Origin of the sequence: Clostridium nigeriense (assembly GCF_900086595.1) — a bacterium.
GTDB lineage: Bacteria > Bacillota > Clostridia > Clostridiales > Clostridiaceae > Clostridium > Clostridium nigeriense.
Window position 1 is genome coordinate 3,276,957 of record NZ_LT575472.1, and the last position, 24,787, is coordinate 3,301,743.

Genomic DNA, 24,787 nt, shown 5'->3' on the forward strand with positions numbered 1-24,787 from the left:
TATATTTATGTTTAATTAAATTTATTAATACTTTTTATATTAATCTTTAAAAATTGCCTCTTATTCATATTTCTATTTATTTAGGAATAGATATAAATGTATTGATTGGGGGTGAAAAACTTGAAAGAAGATAGTTTTCTTAAAAATTCTATCCTTCTTACTGCGTCTAATGTTACAACAGGAATTTTAGGATTTATTTTCTCACTTTACCTAGCTGATCTCATAGGTCCTGTTGGACTTGGACTTTATGGATTAGTAATGCCTATTTATAACCTTTTTATTTGTCTTATGACAGCAGGAATAATAGCTGCTATATCTCAAGTTTCAGCTATATACAAGTCAAAAGGCCAATATAATAATATAAATAAAACTATTAAATCAGTTGCAAGCTTTAATGTAATATGGGCTATTGCCATAGGAGTCATAGTGTTTTTTTTAGCTCCTTACATAAGTAAATATGGAATTCACGATATGAGAACTGTAAATGCTATTAGAATAACTTGTCCTGCAATGGTCTTTATAGCATTATCAAATATTCTAAAAGGATATTTTTATGGTGTTTCAAAAATAGCAGTACCTTCATTTATTGATATTTTAGAAAAAGCTATGCGTATAATTACTATAACGTTACTTATTTTAATATTTAAAGCTACTTCTATTACTACCCTTGTAACTTTAGCTTATTTATCTCTAGCTATTGGTGAATTACAAAGCCTGATTTTACTTTTTTCATATTATAAAAATTTAAAGAAAAAATCTCCACCTTCTTTGGATAAACCTGAAAGAGCTTCTCAACTATTATTTAATGTTTTAGTTATTGCATTACCTTTGTGTATAAATGGTTTTTTAGGAAATTTATTTGGAACTGCTTCAACTCTTCTGGTTCCAAGGCGCTTAATTTCAGCTGGATTTGATGCATCTACAGCTTTAGGAATGATAGGAAAATTTACAGGAATGGCCTTGACTATAGTCACTTTTCCAATGATTGTAGTTATGTCTATAAATTCATTAATAGTCCCTGATCTTTCTGAAACAATAAGTAGACGGGATTATTATAATGCCTCAATAAGAATTAAAAAAGTTATGAAAATTGCCTTTTTATTAGGTCTTGCTACTACAGTTATTTGTAATTTAATTCCAACCTCCTTAGGAGAAATGTTTTTCAAGAGAGATGATCTTGGTAATTATATAAAAATAGCATCTTTAAGTGCTCCAATTTTCTTTACTGCTAATACTATGTTTGGAATTTTAAATGGCTTAAATAAACAAGGAATAATTCTTAGAAACTCCTTAATAGTATCTGCAATAGAAATTATTTGTCTCTTTATATTTATTGGAATTCCAGGAGTAAATATAATGGGATACGGTATAACCTTATTTATAACTTCTAGTATAAGTTTACTTATAAATCTTAGAGAAGTACAAAAACATATATACTTAAATTTATCAAAGAGTAATATTATTATTTTTATATTACTAGCAATTTTAACCTTTATGATTCTAAGAGGTTTAACAGGAAATATACTAACTAACTATATTACTATAAAAAATATACTACTTATAATAGTGACTTTTTTAATATTTATAGGCTTGAATTTCTTTGGAATAGAAGAAGACTAGTGCTAAAGCAAAATTAAAAATTCATAATTAATAATGGATAATTAATGTAAAAACTCAGCCTAGGCTGAGTTTTGTCAATAATTATCCATTACGCATTATCAATTATACATTAACTATATAAGTTCTTTTCTTAAACTTCTTGGTAAAAACTTAAATAGTTTTGGTGATATTAAATCTAAGTCTTTTCTTCTTATTCCACCAAAATATATCATAGTATAAAGGTAAATTATTCCCCCTATAGAAATTAGTATCAATGTTATAATTGCACTTATTATTCTTCCTCCACCTAAAGCTTCTGAAACTTTAATTATAGGAAACTTTGCAATTAATATTCCAATTGACATTAATATTGAACAAATAGTTGGTACTATTGCTTGTTTTACTATAGGAATATTTACTTTAAAAAATTCTTTAATTTTTCTATGATTTATTATAGTAGGTATAATAAATGATACAAAAGTTGCAATTACTGCCCCCATTATATTTACACTTGGGATAGAAACTAAAACTATGTTTATAATTATTTTCGCAAGTAATCCAAGTCCCGCAGATACAATAATCAAGTATAATTTATTAATTCCTTGCAATATAACGTTTTGTATAGTTGTTATCGACATAAATATTAATAATGCCGAGCCATACATAAGTAATTTGTACCCTTCATTGGAAGGAAATAAGAAAGTATATATTTCCTTACTTAATATTGCTAATCCAAATGTAGCTGGCATAACTATTATATACATCATTCTAAAGGAATAACTAGTTTGTTGTTTTAATTCCTTTCTATTTTTACACACAAATGCTTGTATTATCTTTGGAAATATTGATGTTCCAAGAGCTGTTACAATAGCAAGCGGTACATAAATAAGTGTTTTATAATAAGATAAAACTGATGTTAAACTATCTATATTAGTTTCAGCAAAACCAGCTGCAGTTAAACTTCTTGCTAAAGTTATACTATCTATAACTCCTGCAAAATTTTGAACTGCTGCAACTAACGTTATTGGAATAGCATACATAAATAATTTTTTAACTATCCTCTTATCAGAAACTCTTTTTCTACTTGGATCATGATTTAATTCTGCTTCTTCTCTAAAATCGTTTTTATTATAAATATAGATAATATACATTATTGCAACAACTGCACCAAGAGAAGTACCTATAGTTCCCCCTGCACTTCCCCATTCTAAGCTGCTTGTAATCTTTATTAATAAAGCAGCAAATATAAGACTAAGTACAACATTTATCAATTGCTCAATAATTTGAGATATTGCTAGAGATTCCATTTCCTCAATCCCCTGCATATATCCTCTAAATCCAGCTAAAATAGCTGCAAAAATTATGGCCGGTCCTAAAAATACAAATGTCCATGCTGATCTTTCTCTATAAATCAACTTAGATATAGGAAATGCCAATGCCATAAATATGCCTGCAATAACTATACTTATAATTGCTAAATATTTAATTGATAACTTCATTGCTCGTAAAGCATCTTTATGATTTCCCATTGCTCTAAGTTCAGTAACCACCTTAGTTACTGCAGGTTGTGCCCCTAAACTAGTTACTGCAATTAAAAATACAAATATATCATAGCCTGCTACATATATTCCATATCCTGTATCCCCTAAAACCGCTGTTAATAAAGGAACATATATTGCTGATAATAACTTACCAGCAATACCTGCTATTGATAATATTAAAAAACCACGTCCGGCTGATTTTTGTTCCATACTAATCACCTTTTATTATATTTTGAACTTAAACACATCATTCTTTATCTTTTTAAATACTGGTGGTAAACTTTCTGTTATTGTTTTATTATTTAAATAACTTAATTTATCTTTTGTATCTCTAAAAATCAGTTTATATGCATATAAAAATTGACAATCTAAGCCAAACTTATTAGCAAAAAATGAATTTAACTTTCTATCTCCATATTTATTATCTCCAATAATTGGAGCTCCTAGATGAGATAAGTGAGCTCTTATTTGATGACTTCTTCCTGTTATTAAATCTATTTCTAGAAATGAATATGCTCCATTAGTTTTTAATGTCTTAACTTCCATGGCTATTTCCTTAGAGTTTGGAACTTCTTCTTCATATATTTTGGAAATATTAGCATCCTCATTCTTAAGTATATACCCTTTATATAGTCCATCCTTAATTTTCCCCTTAACTAAGGCATTATAATACTTTTCAACATTTCCTTCTCTTATTAATTCATTTACTGTTCTTAACGCTTCAAAGTTTTTACCAAATATAACTATACCAGAAGTGTTTCTATCTAATCTATTACACGGTGCTGGGGTAAATGTTAATTCATTTTCAGGTAAATAGTCTCCTTTTGCATTTAAATATGATAATACATAATCAGTTAAACTAGGCTCCTTACCTTTTTCATCGGGATGAACTAAAATATTAGGCCATTTTTCAACTATTAATATATTAGAATCCTCATATGTTATCTTCATTCCACTAGCATTTACTTTAATAAACTTTTCTTCTGGCTTTTCTTTAGTGCTTTGTATATACTTAATTTCAACTACATCGTCTAATTGCAGTGTATAATTTTCCTTTTGCTTCTTTCCGTTAACTCTAACATCACCTTTTCTTAAGGCCTTAAATATTTTACTTAAAGGAACATCCTTTAATAATTTTCTTAAAAATTTGTCTAATCTTTGACCTGCTTCATTTGTTCCTATTTCTATTTTCAATAGTTATCACTCCAGTTAATTATTTTATAAATATATAATGCATTATGCATTATATATTGTAAAAATGTTTTCACATTTTTATTATTTCATTGTATTAGATTAATATTAATTTATCTTCTTGTCAAATATTCAAAAGCCATTTGGCATTGCATTGCTACTCCAAGGGGTAAACAATCTTCATCTATATCAAATAAGCTACTATGAGCTGGATAAATAATATCTTTCTCCTTATTTCCTGATCCTAGGAAATAAAAAACTGCTGGCCTTTCATTTGCAAAGTAAGCAAAGCTTTCTACTCCCATTTTTGGATGCTTTTGAACTAAAATATTATCTTTACCTAAAATCTTTTCAGCACCATTTTTAAATAGTTTTACCATATCTTCATTATTATACAGATTAGGATAAGATTCTTCTATATTTATATCTGCAGTAGCTCTTGAAGATTTACATATTCCTTGAACTATTTCTATTAATCTTTCCTTAGCAAATATTCTATCTTCTTTGCTCATAGTTCTAATTATACCACTTATTGTTACCTCTTCTGGAATTATATTTTGAGCAGTTCCTCCATGGATACTCCCAATTGTAATAACAGCTGGATTTGAGGTATTTATTTCTCTACTAACAATAGTTTGTAACGCTAATACTACATGACTTGTTATTACTATTGGATCTACTGTTGTATGAGGATATGCTCCATGACCTCCAGCACCAGTAATTTTTATAGTAAATTGATCTGATGCAGCATTTACTACTCCTTCTTTTATCATTATTGTACCACACTCTAAAGTTTCCTCTACATGAAGACCACAAACACAATCAACTCTAGGATTTTCTAAAACTCCTTCATTAATCATAAATCTAGCCCCACCTATAGTTTCTTCTGCCGGTTCAAATAATAATTTTATATTTCCACTAAATAAATGTCTATTTCTATTTAGTATCTTTGCAGCACCTAATAAAATCGTAGTATGTCCATCATGACCACAAGCATGCATTTTACCTTCTATCTTAGATGAATAATCACAAGCTTTTTTATCTAAAATAGGTAATCCGTCTATATCTCCTCTTAAGGCTATAGTCTTTTCCACAGTACATTCTTTAGTTCCTCTTATAATTCCACAAACTCCAGTTTTAGCTACCTCTCTAAATTCTATACCTTCTTTAATCAAAAATGACTTTATGAGTTTAGAGGTTTCATATTCTTCCATACCTAATTCAGGATTTTCATGTAATTTTCTTCTTATACTAATTAATTCATCTTTTATGCTTATTGCCTCATTCTTAAAATTCATAAATACCCCCATATTTAAATTGCTAATTGATAATGGATAGTTGATAATTATTGATGTAGTTTGTTCCAACTTAGTAAAAATCATTTATTCAAATTTATTTTTACTAATTTTATAATATATTTATAATTTTATACTTATCCATATTAAATTATTTTAATAATATTTAACTCCAGAAAACTTCTATATTATCCCCATTCTTTAGTGTTTCTGTATATCCCGCTTTCTCTCCATTTAATAATAAATTAATTATCCCTTTTGCTTCACTTAAATCAAAATTAACATAGTTAAAAATATCCACAAGTATATAGTCTTTTTGTCCTTTTAACTTAACTTCATTACTATTAAAAGTAACTATTATCTCTGAGTTGTTATTTAAATCCTTTTTTCCGTGATGCTCTTCTATTATTGTTTCTTCATTAGTTATTAATTTATCTCCTTCTTGCAGTATATAATTATCACTAATATTAATTCCATCCTTTTTAATATATAACTCTTTGTTCATTATATATTTTTTTATATCCCCAATAGTTTTAGGAAGAATTATATTAACCTCATCGTTTTCCTTTATATAGTAATCTAAATTTTCTTTGTTACCATTTACTAAAATTATAGGCTCTAAGTTAATAATTTCATCATCTAAATATACACTTATAGTACTAAATTCTCTTATTTGATCTATTATTTGAGGAGATGCATCTTTTCCTGATATTGCATAATTTATCTCTATATTATCTCCTGATTTAATAGGTTTATCTATACTTTCTATGTTTCCATTTATCTTAATAACAGGACTTCTACCTCTTTCTCCAAAGGCTATTCTTTTAACTCCATTTAATGTATATCTTAAATTTTTACCATTTTTAGCTATAAGCATACTCCCATTAATTCCAGCATGAATAATTACATCCATGACACTATGATTATGAGAATTAAACATTGTAACAGGACTACCATTTAAAACTACTTCTATAAAATCATTCTGCCCATTCTTTATAGCCATTAATGCTATTCCTAAAACAGTTACACCAGCAGATCCAATATTATTGTCGCTTATACAATTTTCTATAGCTTTTCTATCCTTAATTGCTATCCTTTGAATTGGCATATTTAAAACTTCGCTTAATTCATTTATAAGTCCTGGAGTATGAGCACCTCCCCCAACTAAGAATAAAGCACTTGGAGATTTATTTGCATTTAATTCAATAATCTTTTTACCTATAGATTCTGCAATCTTTTTAACTATAGGCTTAATACTTTTTAATATGTTTTCTGATTTAACTGTATTTTCTAGTCCAATTATATCAGTATATGTTATTTCATCTTTTATTGTTAAATTTCTCTTTATGTACTCTGCTGTATTAAAATCTACTAAGCATTCTTGAGCAATTGCTTCTGTAACCTCATCTCCTGCCTGTGGCACCATTCCATATGAAGATATACTATCTTTAGAACTTATAGCTATATCTGAAGTACCTGCTCCTATATCTACTAAAGCTATATTTAAAAGCCTTAACTTTTTAGGAACTACAGCTTCAATAGCTGCAATAGGCTCTAAAGTTAAATTATTTACTCTTAAACCAACCTTATTCATTACTGAATATAAAGAATCAACTACTGACCTTGGTAAAAATGTTGCTATAGTTTCAACCTTAGCTTCTTCTCCCTTATGACCAACTAGATTTGAAATGACAAATCCATTTAAAAAATAGTTTTTAACTGAATATCCTACACAATATAATCTTCCTTCAGTAGTTTTATTAATTTCATTTTCTGCTTCTTTAAGAGAAATTAGTTCTAAACTTTTTACATCTTCCTTAGTTATTTCATCATCTATATTTAATTCAATTTTCCCTATAGAATTTACTGTTTTTAAAAACCTTCCAGCTGCCGCAATAGAAACATCAGTAAGCTTTATTCCAAGTTCCTTTTCTATTTCATCTAGAATAGTCTTTACACCCTTTGCAACTAAGTCTATATCATGAATTTGTCCATCTATCATTGCTCTTTCTTCATGCTCTAAATATTTTTCACATATTACTTTCAAATTGTTATCTTCAACTATACCAACTGTTCCAATTAAAGATCTAGTTCCAACATCTAGTGCAAATTTAATGTTCCTTAAATTTACATTACCCATATAATACACCTCGTAATTTATATAATATCAGTTAATTTCTCCTTTTATTGCCATAATAAGATTATACAGCCTAATACAAAATTAGTGAACACTTACTTAATTAATGTAATAAGATTATTCTCCATTAAAACCTTCACTGAAAAACTTTTGCTAACTTTATCTCCAAAATCTAATTTTATTACATCTTTATTTATATCTACAACTCTTCCTCTACCATAAGCCTTATGATTAATATAATCATCTTTTTTTATTCCGTAATCTTCATTATTTTCAATATCCTTAAATCCACCCTCAATTACAAATCTAGATGTTTCTTTAAACTTTCCCCTTTGTGTCTTTGTTGAATATATATACAAATTGTCTATAGCTCTTGTTATGCCAACATAAAATAATCTTCTCTCTTCTTCTATGTTTTCATCTATAGATGATTTGTGAGGAATAGTTTCCTCATTTGCATTTATCAAAAATACATTTTTAAACTCCATTCCTTTAACGCCATGAATTGTACTTAAAATTACGCCTTCTTTTACATCTTTGCTTTCTTCAATTTTATCTTTAACTTTTTCTACATGAGAAAGTAATTCTATAATAGTTCTTAATCCATCAGCAGCACTTTTAAATTCCTCAAGAATTTCCTCAAGATCATCTATACTTTGATTGTATCTTTCGGCATACTCTCTTAAATAATCTATATATCCTAATTCAGATATAACATATTGTATTGCAGATGATAATGATAATTTATTTAAATGAATTATATCCCTTCTTAATTCATCTAATTTTTTTGCTTGATAAGGTGGTGTATCTTTTTTTTCTATTAATATTTCAAAAGGACACTTATCCTCTCTATATGTTCTAATATATTCTAAGTTGCTTTTACTTACATACCTAAAGGGCTTATTTATAATATGTAAAAAATTCTCTCTATCTTTTATATTGATGGCTAATCTTAAATACGCTAAAATATCTTTACAAATAAAATGATCAAAAAAATTATATCCTTTATCTAGCAATACGAAAGGAATTTTTCTCCTAGTAAAAGTATCTATTATGCTTCTTGCTTCCATATTAGTTCTATATAAAATAGCATTTTCATTCAAATCATCTATACTTTTTTCTATTACATCTGCAATTTCTTCCCCTTGAAGTCTTTCATCATAAGGTAAAGAAAATTTTATTATTCCCTTAGTACTCTTATATGGATTTATTAACTTGGAGTTTCTTTTAATATTATTTTTTATTACCTCTTTTGATACCTCTACTATGTTTTCATTACTTCTATAATTTATGGATAAGTATATTTTCTTTCCTTCTTTAAATAATTCATTAAAAGTTACCATATATTCAGGCTTAGATCCTCTAAAACTGTAAATACATTGGTCTTCATCCCCCACTGCAAATAAAGAACTATTTTCATTCATCATTTTAAGAAAATTAATTTGTAATTCATCACAGTCTTGAAATTCATCTACAAGGATATACTTAAATAAATTTAAATACTTATTTAATATACTTTTATTTTCTTTAAACAATGTAATTACTTTAATTGACAAATCATCAAAGTCCCAAAGTCCATTTTTTCTTTTAAATTCTTCATATTTTTCAAATGCTTCTATAAAAATATCCTTTGATAAAGTAGGTTTAAACTCTTCCATTGATTTCAAGGAAGTTTTAAAAAATGATATATTGTTAAGTAATTCTTTAATCTTATCTTCATTAACTTCATCTGAGTATTTAGATAAAACTCCCTTAATTATTCTATGAGATATCCCCCCATCAATTATAGATATATTGTATCCCTCTCTTAAGAGAATTTTATAAAAAAGTCCATGAAAGGTACCAAAGAATGGGGCTGTGTCTCTTTTGAACACATTTTTATATCTATTTCTCATATTATCTGCTGCGGCTCTTGTAAAAGTAATTACTATTATATTACCTATCTTTATATTTAAATCCATAACTAAGTGATTTACTCTATTTATAATAACAGTAGTTTTACCAGATCCTGGTGCAGCAACTACTAATACATTTTTGTCTTTTATATAAACAGCTTCCTTTTGATATTTATCTAAATTAATTTTCATATCTTCTCCTCTTTTTATGTATTATTGACCTCTTTATGTTATAAATAACTATATAGGTTATAATAAATATTCAAAATCCAATTAATTTCTCTTGTAACCTTATCAGATTACAGAGATAGATTTTATTAATTGAAACATATATATTGTAATAATTAATTTATAGAGATACAATAATTATGTATTTTATAAATTAATTCCTTTATTATTTTATAATAATATTTGTTTAAAAGGAGAAAAAAATGGAAAACTTAATTAGATTTGATGTTACTAACGAACGTAATCTTACAATGTTAGTAGACTTTTATGAGCTAACTATGGCAAATGGATATTTCAATAAAGAAATTCAAAATAAGATTGCATATTTCGATATGTATTTTAGAAGAGTTCCTGATGGTGGTGGATACTGTATTATGGCAGGTGTTGACCAACTAATCCAATATTTAAACAACTTGAAGTTTACTGACTCTGATATAGATTATTTAAGAAGTAAAAATATTTTCTCAGAGGAATTTCTAAATTATTTAAAAAACTTTAAATTCGAATGTGATGTTTGGGCAATACCAGAAGGAAACTTTGTGTTTCCTAATCAACCACTAGTAATAGTTAGAGGACCTGTTGTTCAAGCTCAATTTATTGAAACTATGATTTTACTTACAATAAATCATCAAACTCTAATAGCTACTAAGGCAAATAGAATATGTAGAGCTGCTAATGGAAGAACTGTTATGGAATTTGGTTCTCGTAGAGCCCAAGGTTACGATGGAGCAATATATGGAGCTAGAGCTGCTATAATAGGCGGATGTGATTCTACTGCTTGTACTATAGCTGATAAATATTTTAACGTGCCAGCTGTTGGAACCATGGCTCATAGTTGGGTTCAATTATTTGATACTGAATATGAAGCTTTTAAAGCTTGGGCAGAAGTTTATCCAGATAATTGTTCATTACTTATAGACACATATAATGTTTTAAAATCTGGATTGCCTAATGCAATAAAAGTTTTTGATGAAATTTTAAAACCCCTTGGAAAAAGACCTAAAGGTATAAGAATAGATTCAGGAGATATAACTTATTTAACTAAAAAATGTAGAAAGATATTAGATGCAGCTGGATATTCTGATTGTAAAATAATAGTTTCTAATTCTTTAGACGAACATATTATAAGAGATGTCTTAAATCAAGGTGCTTGTGTAGACTCTTTTGGAGTAGGTGAAAGATTAATTACCGCTAAGTCAGAACCCGTTTTTGGTGGTGTTTACAAACTTGTAGCAGTTGAGAATGATGATAAAATAGTGCCTAAAATTAAAATAAGTGAAAATACTGAAAAAATAACAAACCCAGGGTTTAAGAAGATATATAGAATTTATGATAAGGAAACTCATAATGCTATTGCAGACCTTATAGCTTTAAATAATGAAACTATTGATGAGTCTATTCCTCTTGAAATTTTTCATCCAATAGAAACTTGGAAAAGAAAAGTTGTTACTAATTACTATGTTAAAGAACTAATGGTTAAAATATTTGATAAAGGTCAGCAAGTTTATGAAAGCCCTTCTGTATTAGAAATAAAAAAATTCTCTGAAAATGAAAGTCTAAAAATGTGGCCTGAGATTTTAAGATTTGAAAATCCACATACCTATTATGTAGATTTATCCGAAAAGTTATGGGGCTTAAAACAAAACTTGCTTCATAAATGTATAAAATAAAAGAGTGCAAATGCACTCTTTTTTTATGTTTTAATAATTAATTACCCTATCATCCTCATCATAATTTAAATATCTATCTTGAGAATAAAATAAGTCCTCATTCATGCTATCTACAAAAGATGTCTTGGCTCCTGAGGATAAAAACTCCTTAAAAGGACATCCTTCACTTTCATTGCTTATAGTATGCATAGGGCATTCACTATAACAATTAACCCTTTCTTTATTTGTTGACCAAAACGGACACTTACTCATACTCTTCCCTCCATACCCCAATAGTTGAAAACGAAATCAGAATTTTCTTATATTATATTATATATTTTTGTTAAAATAAAGTCTTATAACCCTCTTTTCATAAGACAAATATCGACTTAATCCCCTATATTGCCACACCATTCTATAGATTTACAATATAACTCCCATAATGCCCCCTCACTTAAACCTAGTTTATTACACAATTCACCTATTCTATCACTATCTATATCCTCATATGCTAAAGCTAAATCTAAAATATCTCTAAAAATATTTTCACTACCTAATAATGCCCTTTTTATTTCAACATTTAATGGTAAATTGTCAACTACATAGTTTATATCCTTTTCTATCATTAAATGTATGTTTGAAAATAATCCAACCATAAAAGCTGAGGCGTCTTCCTTTACTTTTATAGTTTTAGCAATTTCCTCACAGAACTTAGCCCTTATTATTATACTTTTAGCATACTCATCATTTGTAGATGACATTTCAACTACTGACAATATAGATAACCACTTCCTAAGCTCTTCTCTTCCTATTAGCATTATAGCTTGTTTTATAGATTTAATTTCTTGAAGAAAAGTAAAATATGAAGAGTTAATAAATCTTAAAAACTTATATGTTAATGCAATATCAGTTTTCATAACATATTCAACTTTATCAATATCATAATCTTCTCTTACTAGTTCTACTAAAAGCATAAAAATACTAGTATTTTTAATGGCAATGTCCTTACCTAAAAAAACAGATGGCTTACTATAATAATATCCTTGAAAGTAATCATAACCTAAGGCTTTTGCTTCTTCCAAATCTTCCTCAGTTTCAATCTTTTCTGCTAACATTTTAATATTGTATTTTTCACAAACATAGGATATTTCTTTTCTTGATTTTTTTGATGATAGTAAGAAATCAACTTTAACTATATCTATTACGCCAATAAACTTTAATATATGTTTTGCATCTATTACATCATCTAATGCTATATAATATCCTAAATCTTTTAAAGAACTTAATTTATGTATAATCTCTGGAGATGGACTTACAGTTTCAAGTACTTCTATAACAACATTTTCCTTTGGAAGTAATGTAGCAATATTTTTTATTATTAATTGCTCTGAAAAATTTACAAAAGCTATTTTATTATCTGTAAGTATATCTAATCCAAAAGAAGAAATATTCTCAATAACCTTATAAGTTGCAATTTCATCTTCTATAAAGGGAGCAAAACTATTTTTAAACGAATTTCTATATAATAATTCATAAGCTACCACTTTATTAAGTGAATTATAAATCCCCTGTCTAGCTATAAATATATCCATGTTCCCATCCTCAATTATTATTATATTAATATTATAAACTATACAATATTAATTTGAAATAAATTTATTGATTTTTGTAAAAAAATAATAAAAGAGGATAATTATCCTCTTTTATCTATTACAATGACTACTATTCTTAACTACAGAAATATTTATTATTTCATTAGTAAAAGCTTTCAGAAGAGCTTTCTCTAAAACTTTTTCATGATCAAAATTCTTAATATCTCTACATTCAGCAAAAACTTTATTTAATTCTCCATCAACATTTCTATATGTTAAGGTTACATAAGGTTTATCATATTCAACGTTAACTATTTTTAATCCCCATGATATTTGTGCATACTCCCCATCTGTTGTTAACTTAGTTAACTCTCTTAATTTTACTTTTTCCTCAGAAGGATCACTAATTACAATTAATTCATCTCCAACTTTATATTTTCCCATAAAAATTCCTCCTTTTTTTTGAACATTTTTTTTATATTTATTATATATTATTTCTCAAAATTATGATATTATAATTCTAGATATTTTATAATCACATTAGTTTGTTAATTTATTAACAACTTCTACGTATATAATATCATATTCTATTTATTAATTCAATAGATTTAATAAATAATAGGATGAAATTAAGTAATCGATTAAATGATATTCATTATTTATTAATATTTTTTACTAATAGATATATATTGACTTATAATAATTTCTGTTATATAATTGTAACAACAATAAAAAAGGATGGTGTATTATGGAGAATATAACTTCTATCTTCAGAGAAAAGAAATTAAAACTTACTCCTCAGAGATTAGCAGTTTATAAGTATTTAATGAGTACAAATGAACATCCTTCTGCAGAAATTATATATAAATCACTTCAACCTGAGTATCCTACTATGAGCTTAGCTACAGTCTACAAAGCATTAAAAACTTTAGTGGAAGTTGGATTAGTTCAAGAGATTAATGTTGGAGAAGGTAATTTTAGATATGACGCTAATCAACATGATCACGCTCATATTCAATGTATAAACTGTAGTAAGGTTTCTGATTTAGATAATATTTCTTTTTCTACTCTTAATCGTACTGCTGAGGAATGCTCAGATTTTAAAGTTTTATCAAATAGAATATTCTTTTACGGTTTATGCGCAAACTGTAAATAATGAACAAGCTAGAAATTTCCAAAAATTTCTAGCTTATTTTATTCTTTAGAAAATTATATCTAACCATAACATTTAATAAACATAAAAATTATATATATCTAAAGAACCAAAGTGAAAGGCCGCATAAATGCGGCCTAAAAGGGGGATGGGGGGGTTTTAGCTTAAACGAAGATTTCTCTACGTTTGCTATAGGAGAATACTTCTCCGGTACAGTTATAGTATTAACTTCAATTAATCTTTTTATGCATTGGTTTTCTTATTTAAAATTCCCTTTATTATACTCCTCTATTACTCTATCTAAAAAATGTGCTTTTTTAGAGTCTACAATACTTTTTATTGCAATCAACATTTGTATGTTCTCATCTTCCTCAAGAAAATCCTCTTCCTGAAAACTTTCTTCAAAATTATTTTTATGTTCTTCATTAACTTCTTGTACTTCAAATTCTTTTTGATTATTATCCATAGATCCAAAAACATTAGAATTATTATTCGATAAATTACTTCCTCCTAATCCTAAACCATTCATAAATCCTTGTAATGGTCCTAAGTCAAAACCAGATCTATTAGTTTCATTATTATTTTTAGGATTTAAGTTAAAGTTATTTAAATCTAAACCATCTATCTTCATAGATGATAACATGTTTCCGATCTGATTAAAGTCCATATTATTACCTAATAAACTCATTAACTGAGCTGGATTTATTCCAAAAGGCGTAGCATTATTAATATCTTCTCTTCTAAATTCCTCTCTACGTCTCCTTTTTCTTTTAGACATCAAGGATCCTCCTACATATTTCTATTGTTTTATTATATGTAAAAATTTTAATTTTGCTTATGTTTTTAGACATTTTTTTGGAGGGCCTTGCCCTCCATCCTCTATACTATTAACAACAGCCGTCTCCACCAAATAAATTTCCGAAGCAGCCTCCACATAGTAAGAATAATAAAATTATTAGATATGAGCAGTTATTATTTAATACACCAGAACCACATGCTATTAATAAGAATATAATTGGTGTAATGCAGCTATTTAATCCACCAAATATATTTCCTGATCCACAGCAAGCATTTCCTACTGGTTCACAGCATACTGGTTCACAGCAACAACATTCATTATATCTTTCACGATGTTTTTTCTTTGACATGATCCTCTCTCCTTTCTAATTTATATTAGCAGCATCCGCCAAATAAATTTCCGTTTCCGAAGTTTCCACAGTTACCAAAGCCTGAACAACCATTACAAAGGAATAGTATTACTAATAAGAATAGATAAGGTGTGCAATTTCCTAATCCACCATATCCAGCATTTCCTCTACCACAGCAGCACTCAGATTTTACTTGCTTCTTACAGCAGCATCTATTATTGTTATATCCGCCACCAAATCCACCGCTGTAGAATAGAATTAATAGGATCCAAATCCAACTTCCAAATCCAAAACAACCGTTATTATTACATGGTCCAATTGGTTGAGTTGGACATTGAGGTGCAACTCCATCGTTACATCCACATGAATTTAAACCGTTTAGAATTTCATTCATTTCCATAACTTACTCCTCCTTGGGATTTTTAGTTTTATTTTGTTTTTATACTATATGATATTCCCACGAATAATAATTGCCACTGTTTTTTATTGTAATATTTTAAAATTTAAAATATAAAAAAGAATAAAAAAAGAATAAAAAAGAAAGTATAAATAGTTTATATAAGAATAAACCCTTTATACTTTCTATGCATTTTAAATTATATTATAGTAGCATTATTCATTATTTAACAACGGTGAAAAAAGACTATCTACTAATTCATCTTTTCCTTTTTTGTTAACCGATGAAAAGAAATATAATTTTTCTTCCTTAGTTAATTTTAATGTATCTCTAATTAACTTTTCACTTTTTCTTAATTCATTATTAGATAATTTATCACTTTTAGTAGCTATAATTACTTCATCATATCCATAAAATTTAATCCATTCATGCATTTGTATATCATCTGCAGTTGGTTTATGTCTAGAATCTACTAATAATACTACTCTTTTTAATTCATTACGCCCACTTAAATAAGTCTCAATAGTATTTCCCCAACTTGCCTTTTCACTTTTAGAAACCTTAGCATATCCATATCCAGGTAAATCCACCAAATAAAACTCATCATTATTTATTATAAAAAAGTTAATTAGTCTTGTTTTTCCTGGTGTTTGACTTACCTTAGCTAATTTTCTTCTATTAGTTAAAGCATTTATTATAGAACTTTTTCCAACATTTGAACGACCTACAAATGCAATTTCAGAAAGTCCAGTAGTTGGATATTGATCTTTCTTAACAGCAGACGTAACAAAATCAGAATTATTAATTTTAAACAATAGTATCAACTCCAATTATAGCTTTATTTAATACCTCATCAACATGATCTACAGTTATTATATTTAGTTTATTTTTAACTGTATCTGGTATTTTATTTATATCTTTTTCATTTTCCCTTGGAATTATTATAGTATCAATTCCAGCTCTAAATGCTGCAATAGATTTTTCTTTCAAGCCACCTATTGCAAGAACTCTACCAGTTAGCGTAACTTCCCCAGTCATAGCAACATTACTTCTAACCTTTTTATTAGTTAGGGCTGAAACTATTGAAGTGATTATAGTAACTCCAGCAGAAGGTCCATCTTTTTTAATTGCTCCTTCAGGGAAATGAATATGAATATCTGTATTTTTGTAAAATCCTTCTTCTATTCCATATTTATTTGCATTTGCTCTTACAAATCCAAAGGCTATCTTTGCAGATTCCTGCATTACATCTCCTAATTGTCCTGTTAAAGTTAACTTTCCTGTTCCTTTCATTATTACAGATTCCACAGGTAAAGTATCTCCACCAGCAGCGGTCCAAGCCATTCCTTTAACAACTCCAACCCTATCCTCTTTATCCTTAATATCAAAGGTATAAATTTTATTACCTAAATATTTTTCTATTCTATTAGCACTTATGGAAATAGTTTCCTTATTACTCTTTATCATTTCTGTAAGAGATTTTCTAATTAACTTACCTAAAACTCTTTCTAAACTTCTTACTCCCGCTTCCCTAGTATAAGAATTTATAATTTCTTTAATTGCTGCCTCTGAAATTTTAAATTGATTTTCTTCTAATTTATGCTCTTTCAATAACTTAGGAAGTAAATACCCCTTCGCAATATGATACTTTTCTTCATATGTGTATCCTGACACTTCTATTATTTCCATTCTATCTAATAAAGGTGCCGGTATAGTATCTAATGAATTAGCAGTTGTTATAAATAATACTTTAGATAAATCCATATCTAATTCTAAATAGTGATCTCTAAATGTATTATTTTGCTCACTATCTAAAACTTCTAATAAGGCATCTGCAACATTTCCTCTATGATCCGAACCAAGTTTATCTATTTCATCTAATAAAATAAGTGGATTGTTAACCTTAGCTTCTTTTAATGCATATGCAAATCTTCCTGGAATAGCTCCTACATAAGTTTTTCTATGTCCCCTAATTTCAGCTTCATCTCTTACTCCACCTAATGACATTCTTGTGTACTTTCTATTAGTTGCATTTGCTATAGATTTAGCAATAGATGTTTTTCCTACTCCTGGTGGTCCAACTAAACATAAAATTGGTCCTTTTAAACTATTAGTGTACTGTTTAACAGCTAAATACTCAACTATTCTCTCTTTTACTTCTTCTAATCCATAATGATCATTATTTAATATTTCTTCAGCTTCTTTAATATCAAAATTATCCTTTGTTGATTTACTCCAAGGTATATCTAATATCCAATCTAAATATGTTCTGATTACATTACTTTCTGAACCTTGACCAGCTGCTGATTTTAGTCTACTCAGTTCATTTTCAGCCTTTTCTCTAACATACTTTGGTAATTTACTCTTCCTAATTTTCTCTTCATACTTCCTTATTTCTTTTTTATCTTCATCATCTTCGCCAATTTCTTCTTGAAGTACTCTAATTTGTTCTCTTATATAGTATTCTCTTTGAGACTTATCAACGTTCTCTTTAAGCTTCTTACCTATTTTCTTTTCAATATTTAAAATATCTATTTCTTTTTCTATTATAATTAATAGCTTTTCTATTCTTTTAATACAATTTATTTCTTGAAGAATTTCTTGTCTTTTTTCTTCATCTATTATTATATAAGATGCTACTACATCAGCAAGCTCACTATAGTTTTTGATTGTATCAAATATAGACATTACATTGTTTCTAGTATTTCCAGCTGATTTTATATATTTATTGAAACTCTTTTTTAATAAGTTTACGTAAGCTTCAATACCTTCATATTCCTCATTAGACGGCTCATCTATTTTTTCTATCTCACCTTCTAAATATTCATCATTAGTTATTAAATTTGTAAGTCTACCTCTATCTATTCCTTCTACTAATATCCTTATTACATCATTGGGCAATTTTATTATTTGCTTTATTCTACATATAGTACCAATTTCATATATATCATCAAATTCAGGATCTTCTATTTCATAATCTTTTTGGGTTGATAAAAAGATTTCTGTTTGATTTTCCATTGCTGCATTTATAGCTGCCCTAGACTTTTCTCTTCCTACATCGAAATGTATTATCATATTAGGAAAGATACTAATTCCTCTTAAAGGAATTAAAGGTAGAGTCATAACTTTTTCACTCATTATTCCCATCCTCCTTTATTTCATTGTATAACTTTATTAGTATACACATAAAATTGTTATTTTTCAATCTATTTATTACTTTGAACATTATGCTTAGTTAGATAATTAATATTAATTATCATTATACACTAATTATCAATAGTTTTATTAATATTATAATACATACATAAATTTTAGCAATGATAAAAGAGTTCTTCTATAGATTTTATTTCATCACAAGGTTAATATTATCACTTGCAACTAAAGTAATAAGAAACTAATTTTATGCTTTAAAAATGAATAGGTTGTTACAAAATTCTCTCTATTTTGTAGCAACCTACGTTTAATATTTTACATATTGATTTTTATATTATTATTATATTACTCTTCAGATTTAGCTGATAGTATATCTACATTATTGTTTATTATTATATCTTCTACTAAAGTCTCTTTATAGATAGCTGTTTCAATAACCTCTTTTAAACTCTTAACTGGTATTACACTTATTCCCTCTATATCTTTAAAATTATCCCTCCAATTTTCCATAGGTATAATAACTTTATTTGCTCCAGCTTTTCTAGCTGCATAAATTTTTGCATTTACTCCACCTATAGGTTTAACTTCACCTAATAAACTTATTTCTCCAGTCATAGCAATTTTATTATTAATCTTAACTTTATTAATAGCGCTATATACGGCAGTTGCAATAGTTATTCCAGCAGATGGTCCATCTACCGGCATTCCACCTGGAATATTTATATGTATATCATAATTTTCACATTCTAATCCAAAAATATTATTTAAAACTGTTAATACATTTTGTATTGATGAATATGCAGTACTTTTTCTCTTAATTTTTCTGTTACTACTACTAATTTCTTCTTCTTCAACTATTCCTGTAACTTTTAATGTACCAATCCTATGATTAACCTTCTTAGCGGTAGCTTCTATTTCCATCAATATTCCTATGTTAGCTCCATGAACTGCTAATCCATTTACTACCCCAATTTCTGCTTTATCTTTAATCTTTTTATCAGGAATTTGACTATAGTTTCCATTTTCTATTACCCATTGTATGTCATCAATATTAATCTCCGTTCTGTTTTCATTAATTGCAACACCTGATGAAAGTTGAATTAAATTTACTACATCCCTTCCATTAGTACAATATTTAGATACTAGTTCTAAGGATTTTTCATCTATATTTAGTCCAACCTTACTCGCTGCATTCTTTGCAATTATCTTAATCTCATCGGGATGTAATGACCTAAAGAAAATTTCAACACATCTTGATCTTATAGCAGGAACAATTTCTTCTGGACTTCTAGTTGTAGCTCCTATTAATCTAAAATCAGCTGGTAAACCATTATCAAATACTTCTTTAATATAATCAGGCATATTAGGATTCTCACTACTATAATATGAACTATCTAAAAAAACCTTTCTATCCTCAAGAACCTTAAGAAGCTTATTTAATTCTATATGATGCAATTCTCCTATTTCATCCATAAACAGAACACCACCATGAGCCTTTGTTACAGCTCCAGGCTTTGGTTGTGGTATCCCGGCGATCCCTAAAGATCCAGCACCTTGGTATATTGGATCATGGACTGAGCCAATTAAAGGATCTGCAATTCCTCTCTCATCAAATCTAATAGTTGTTGCATCTATTTCTATAAATTTTGCATCTTTTTTAAATGGAGATTTAGAAAACTTTTTAGCTTCATCAAGTACTAATCTTGCTGCCGCTGTCTTCCCTACCCCTGGTGGTCCATAAATAATAACATGTTGTGGATTAGGTCCACACAAAGCTGCTTTTAATGCCTTTATTCCTTCCTCTTGCCCTATTATTTCTTCAAAACTTGTAGGCCTACTTTTCTCAGTTAATGGTTGTGTTAACTGAATACTTCTCATTTTTTTTAGTTTATCCATTTCCTTTGCATTTTCTTTTTCTATAACTATCTTATTATTATTCTGTCCTTTGTTACTATTAACAATATAATAAATGAAAAGCAACATGGTGGTTATCTGTAATATTACTAATACCTCTGCCATAATTTCTGCATTAACTTTAAAAGTAAATGCATCCTCCCTTCTTTCTAGTCATATAAGTATTATTAACTTATTACCTCCTTAATATTCTATAAAAAAAGGTTGGATTACCATAATTTTTCTTAATAAAAAACACCCTAAAGTTTTAATAACTATAGGGTGTTTTTTTATTAGGCAGTTTCTATATCTTTTCTTTTTTTAATTTTTTTAGCTTTTAACTGAGGTCTTACTTCACCTTCTGGCAGCTTAACTACTTCTGGATTCTTCTTTTCTGTTATACATTCTTCATTAATAACAACCTTTGATATACTTTCATCAGAAGGTATATCAAACATTATTTCCGTCATTATTTCTTCAACTATGGATCTTAATCCTCTTGCACCTGTTTTTCTTTTAATTGCTTCATTAGCAATTGCTTTTAAAGATTCATCACTGAAACTTAAATCTACGTTATCCATTTCGAATAATTTTTTATATTGTTTAACTAAAGCATTCTTTGGTTTAGTTAAAATATTAATTAAAGCATCACTATCTAAAGACTCTAATGTTACAACTACTGGTAATCTACCTACAAACTCAGGAATAAGTCCAAATTTTAATAAATCTCCAGGCATTATATCTTGAAGTAACTTACCAACATCCTTATTATGCTTAGAAGGTATATTAGCTCCAAATCCTATAGAACTTTTTTCAGTTCTTTTTTCAATTATTTTATCTATTCCATCAAAAGCTCCACCACAAATAAATAATATATTTGATGTATTAATTTGTAAGAACTCTTGATGAGGATGTTTTCTTCCTCCTTGCGGTGGAACTGAAGCTGTAGTTCCTTCAAGAATTTTTAATAAAGCTTGTTGAACCCCTTCTCCAGATACATCCCTTGTAATAGATGGATTTTCTGACTTTCTTGCAATCTTATCTATTTCATCTATATAAATAATTCCCTTTTCAGCTCTTTCTATATCATAATCAGCATTTTGTATTAACTTTAATAATATATTTTCTACATCTTCACCTACATATCCTGCTTCAGTTAAAGTTGTAGCATCTGCGATAGCAAAAGGAACATTTAAAAACTTAGCTAGAGTTTGAGCTAATAACGTCTTACCAGATCCAGTTGGACCTAATAGTAAAATATTGCTTTTTTGAAGCTCAATTTCATCATCAACTAAGTTTGAATTTATTCTTTTATAGTGGTTATAAACCGCAACAGATAAAGATTTTTTAGCCTTTTCTTGACCTATTACATATTGATCTAAATAATTCTTAATTTCATTTGGCTTAGGTACACTAGTTGTATCTAACTCAATATTCTCTTCAAATTCATCTGCAATTATTTCTGAACAAAGATCTATACATTCATCACAAATGTACACTCCTGGTCCAGCTATTAATCTTTTAACTTGCTCTTGACTTTTACCGCAAAAAGAGCATTTTAATTGTTTCTTCTCATCGTATTTAGCCATAAATTCACCTCACTTAGGTTAAGATAGAACTATTTTTCGTTACTACCTTTTTCATTTTTAGTAATCACTTTATCTACTAACCCATAATTCATAGCTTCATCTGCTGTCATAAAGTAATCCCTCTCAACATCTGACTTAATCTTTTCTATTGGCTGATTAGTATTTTCGCTTAAAATTTTATTTAAAGATTCTTTAATTTTTAAAATTCTTTTAGCATGAATATCAAAATCAGTCGCTTGACCTTGGAAACCACCTAGAGGCTGATGAATCATAATTTCACTATTTGGTAATGCAAATCTCTTGCCTTTTGCTCCAGATGAAAGCAAGAAAGAACCCATTGATGCAGCCATACCTATACATATAGTTGAAACATCTGGTTTAATATATTGCATTGTATCATAAATAGCCATTCCTGAAGTTATTGATCCTCCTGGACTATTTATGTATAAATAAATATCTTTATCAGGATCTTCACTTTCTAAAAATAATAGTTGTGCAACTACTAAGTTAGATACCGTATCATTTATTTCTCCACTTAACATTATAATTCTATCTTTTAATAATCTTGAAAAAATATCGTAAGATCTTTCTCCCCTACTAGTTTGTTCTACTACCATTGGAACTAAACTCATTTATTTTCCCTCCTTTTCTAAAATTTATCTTCTTTTATAATATATCCACATTGCTTAAAACTAATTATATAAGTTATAATAAATATTCTACATTTAAATGAATTATATTTCAAATTCATAGTTTTTAAGTAAATTTATTCTTTCATTAACTTATATAAAAATTAAATAATATATATGATTTCAATAATATAACTCATCTCTATTGTATATTACTAACTGAAACATATATATTAATTATATAAAATTTTATATATTTTGTTAACGGTTATTTGAAATAATTGCCAGAATAAAATTCTGGCAATTATTTTTTTCATTATTTATTATTTTCAACTAATAATTTTACTGTCTTTGCAATTTTAACATCAGCTGTAAGTGCTGCTTTTTGACTATTTATTAATAACTCTACCATTTTTTCATCTTCGCTAGCTGAATACATTTTAGCAACTTCTACTGCTTTTTCTTTTATTTCTTCTTCAGTAGCTTCTATATTTTCAGCCTTTTCAACTGCTTCTAATACTAAGTCAGTTTTTACTTTAACTTCAGCATTTTCTTTCATGTATTCTCTCATCTTAGCTTCGTCAGTACCTGTGAATTGGAAGTATTGTTCTAAGTTTAATCCTTGGTATTGAAGTCTTTGTTCTAAGTTTTTAACCATAGAATCTATTTCTTTTTCAACCATAACAGTTGGTATTTCTACTTTTGCATTGTCTACAACAGCTTTTATTATAGCATCTTCATATTCATTTTCTGCTCTCTTAGCATTAGCTTCTTCCATCTTCTTAGTTATATCAGCTTTTAATTCAGCTAACGTATCAAACTCTGAAGCTTCCTTCGCAAATTCATCATCTATTTCTGGTAATTCTTTTACTTTGATTTCTTTTACTAGAACATCAAACTTAGCTTTCTTATTATTTAATTCTTCTCTTCCATAGTTTTCAGGGAAAGTTACGTTAACTTCTACTTTATCTCCAACTTTCGCTCCAACTAATTGATCTTCAAAAGTATCTATGAAAGTACCTGAACCTATTTCAAGTGAATAGTCCTTACCTTCTCCACCTTCAAAAGCTACATCATCAATGAAACCTTTAAAGTCAATAACTGCTGTATCTCCAGTAGCTATTTCTCCATTTTCCTTAATTTCAACACTTGCATTTTTTTCTTGCATTTCTTTTAATCTTGCTTCAACATCTTCTTCAGTAACTTCATAAACTGGTTTTTCTACTTTTAATCCCTTGTATTCACCTAATTCAACTTCTGGATAAACAGTAACTTCTGCAGTATAAACAAAGTCTTTTCCTTCTTCTGCTGTTACTATATCTATTTGTGGATAGTCAACAGGAACTATGTTATTTTCTTCTAATGCTTTTGCGTAAGAACCTTCTATAGCAAAATTAATTGCATCTTCCATTAATGCTCCTACTCCATAGTATTTTTTAACTATAGCCATAGGAACTTTACCCTTTCTAAATCCTGGTACATTGAAGTTTTTAACATTTTTGTTATAAGCTCTCTTTATAGCATCTTGAAACTTATTTGCTTCAACTGTTATTTCGAACTTAACAATGTTCTTCTCTATTTTTTCCATTTTAGCTTCCATCGTATTCTTTCCTCCTAAAATAGTAAGATACTATCATAATTGATATAACTACGTTATTATACCATATAATATCAATTAGTTTCAAATATTTGTTTGTA

At 27.9% G+C, this 24,787-nt stretch carries 20 protein-coding genes; 3 read left to right on the plus strand and 17 right to left on the minus strand.

Features of this window, described 5'->3' with window-relative positions; translation table 11 throughout:
• Positions 1-120 precede the first annotated feature (120 nt).
• The gene (spoVB, locus tag BN6774_RS15360; protein ID WP_066895343.1) at positions 121-1,620 is read left to right on the plus strand and encodes a stage V sporulation protein B; all 1,500 of its coding nucleotides are present in this window, start codon (positions 121-123) and stop codon (positions 1,618-1,620) included.
• Positions 1,621-1,733: 113 nt separating this feature from the next.
• Here spoVB and BN6774_RS15365 read toward each other — a convergent pair whose 3' ends face one another.
• The 5 genes from BN6774_RS15365 to BN6774_RS15385 form a co-directional block, all read right to left on the minus strand.
• Positions 1,734-3,350, minus strand: coding sequence for a putative polysaccharide biosynthesis protein (locus tag BN6774_RS15365; RefSeq protein ID WP_066895345.1), 1,617 nt, complete (start codon positions 3,348-3,350; stop codon positions 1,734-1,736).
• Between the two features lie 15 nt (positions 3,351-3,365).
• Positions 3,366-4,334, minus strand: coding sequence for an RluA family pseudouridine synthase (locus BN6774_RS15370; RefSeq protein ID WP_066895347.1), 969 nt, complete (start codon positions 4,332-4,334; stop codon positions 3,366-3,368).
• A 110-nt stretch (positions 4,335-4,444) separates the two neighbouring features.
• Positions 4,445-5,629 (minus strand): M20 metallopeptidase family protein, encoded by a 1,185-nt coding sequence (locus BN6774_RS15375; RefSeq protein WP_066895353.1) that lies wholly within the window; start codon positions 5,627-5,629, stop codon positions 4,445-4,447.
• Between the two features lie 163 nt (positions 5,630-5,792).
• Positions 5,793-7,766, minus strand: a complete 1,974-nt coding sequence (locus tag BN6774_RS15380) for a cell division protein FtsA (protein WP_066895355.1) — start codon at positions 7,764-7,766, stop codon at positions 5,793-5,795.
• 92 nt (positions 7,767-7,858) lie between these two features.
• Positions 7,859-9,850, minus strand: a complete 1,992-nt coding sequence (locus BN6774_RS15385; RefSeq protein ID WP_066895357.1) for an ATP-dependent helicase — start codon at positions 9,848-9,850, stop codon at positions 7,859-7,861.
• A gap of 239 nt (positions 9,851-10,089) precedes the next feature.
• Here BN6774_RS15385 and BN6774_RS15390 point away from each other — a divergent pair, with 239 nt between their 5' ends.
• Complete coding sequence (locus BN6774_RS15390) at positions 10,090-11,556, plus strand: nicotinate phosphoribosyltransferase (RefSeq protein WP_066895359.1); 1,467 nt, start codon at positions 10,090-10,092, stop codon at positions 11,554-11,556.
• A gap of 30 nt (positions 11,557-11,586) precedes the next feature.
• On the opposite strand, the gene BN6774_RS15395 is transcribed toward BN6774_RS15390, so the two are convergent.
• The 3 genes from BN6774_RS15395 to BN6774_RS15405 form a co-directional block, all read right to left on the minus strand.
• Entirely contained in the window at positions 11,587-11,808 is a 222-nt protein-coding gene (locus BN6774_RS15395) for a hypothetical protein (protein ID WP_066895361.1), read from the minus strand.
• Positions 11,809-11,924: 116 nt separating this feature from the next.
• Positions 11,925-13,127 carry an EAL and HDOD domain-containing protein gene (locus BN6774_RS15400; protein WP_066895363.1) on the minus strand — a complete coding sequence of 401 codons (1,203 nt, stop codon included), beginning with the start codon at positions 13,125-13,127 and terminating at the stop codon, positions 11,925-11,927.
• A 111-nt stretch (positions 13,128-13,238) separates the two neighbouring features.
• Positions 13,239-13,571: a hypothetical protein gene (locus tag BN6774_RS15405; RefSeq protein WP_066895365.1), complete on the minus strand. Its 333-nt coding sequence runs from the start codon at positions 13,569-13,571 to the stop codon at positions 13,239-13,241.
• A 304-nt stretch (positions 13,572-13,875) separates the two neighbouring features.
• Between BN6774_RS15405 and BN6774_RS15410 the strand changes: the two genes are divergently transcribed.
• Positions 13,876-14,283 (plus strand): transcriptional regulator PerR, encoded by a 408-nt coding sequence (locus BN6774_RS15410; RefSeq protein WP_066895367.1) that lies wholly within the window; start codon positions 13,876-13,878, stop codon positions 14,281-14,283.
• A 256-nt stretch (positions 14,284-14,539) separates the two neighbouring features.
• Here BN6774_RS15410 and BN6774_RS15415 read toward each other — a convergent pair whose 3' ends face one another.
• The 9 genes from BN6774_RS15415 to tig form a co-directional block, all read right to left on the minus strand.
• On the minus strand, positions 14,540-15,058 hold the full coding sequence (locus BN6774_RS15415) for a hypothetical protein (RefSeq protein WP_066895369.1): 519 nt from the start codon (positions 15,056-15,058) through the stop codon (positions 14,540-14,542).
• 109 nt (positions 15,059-15,167) lie between these two features.
• Entirely contained in the window at positions 15,168-15,428 is a 261-nt protein-coding gene (locus tag BN6774_RS15420; RefSeq protein ID WP_066895371.1) for a hypothetical protein, read from the minus strand.
• 25 nt (positions 15,429-15,453) lie between these two features.
• Entirely contained in the window at positions 15,454-15,828 is a 375-nt protein-coding gene (locus BN6774_RS15425) for a hypothetical protein (RefSeq protein WP_066895373.1), read from the minus strand.
• A 212-nt stretch (positions 15,829-16,040) separates the two neighbouring features.
• Entirely contained in the window at positions 16,041-16,640 is a 600-nt protein-coding gene (gene yihA, locus BN6774_RS15430) for a ribosome biogenesis GTP-binding protein YihA/YsxC (protein ID WP_066895375.1), read from the minus strand.
• Positions 16,633-18,963, minus strand: a complete 2,331-nt coding sequence (gene lon / locus BN6774_RS15435; protein WP_066895377.1) for an endopeptidase La — start codon at positions 18,961-18,963, stop codon at positions 16,633-16,635. The genes yihA and lon overlap by 8 nt, the downstream gene beginning before the upstream one ends.
• Positions 18,964-19,323: 360 nt before the next feature.
• Positions 19,324-20,997, minus strand: a complete 1,674-nt coding sequence (lonB, locus tag BN6774_RS15440) for an ATP-dependent protease LonB (RefSeq protein WP_066895378.1) — start codon at positions 20,995-20,997, stop codon at positions 19,324-19,326.
• Between the two features lie 167 nt (positions 20,998-21,164).
• Positions 21,165-22,460, minus strand: coding sequence for an ATP-dependent Clp protease ATP-binding subunit ClpX (gene clpX, locus BN6774_RS15445; protein ID WP_066895381.1), 1,296 nt, complete (start codon positions 22,458-22,460; stop codon positions 21,165-21,167).
• Between the two features lie 29 nt (positions 22,461-22,489).
• Positions 22,490-23,092, minus strand: a complete 603-nt coding sequence (gene clpP, locus BN6774_RS15450) for an ATP-dependent Clp endopeptidase proteolytic subunit ClpP (protein ID WP_066895383.1) — start codon at positions 23,090-23,092, stop codon at positions 22,490-22,492.
• Between the two features lie 313 nt (positions 23,093-23,405).
• Positions 23,406-24,689 carry a trigger factor gene (tig, locus tag BN6774_RS15455; protein WP_066895385.1) on the minus strand — a complete coding sequence of 428 codons (1,284 nt, stop codon included), beginning with the start codon at positions 24,687-24,689 and terminating at the stop codon, positions 23,406-23,408.
• Positions 24,690-24,787 lie beyond the last annotated feature (98 nt).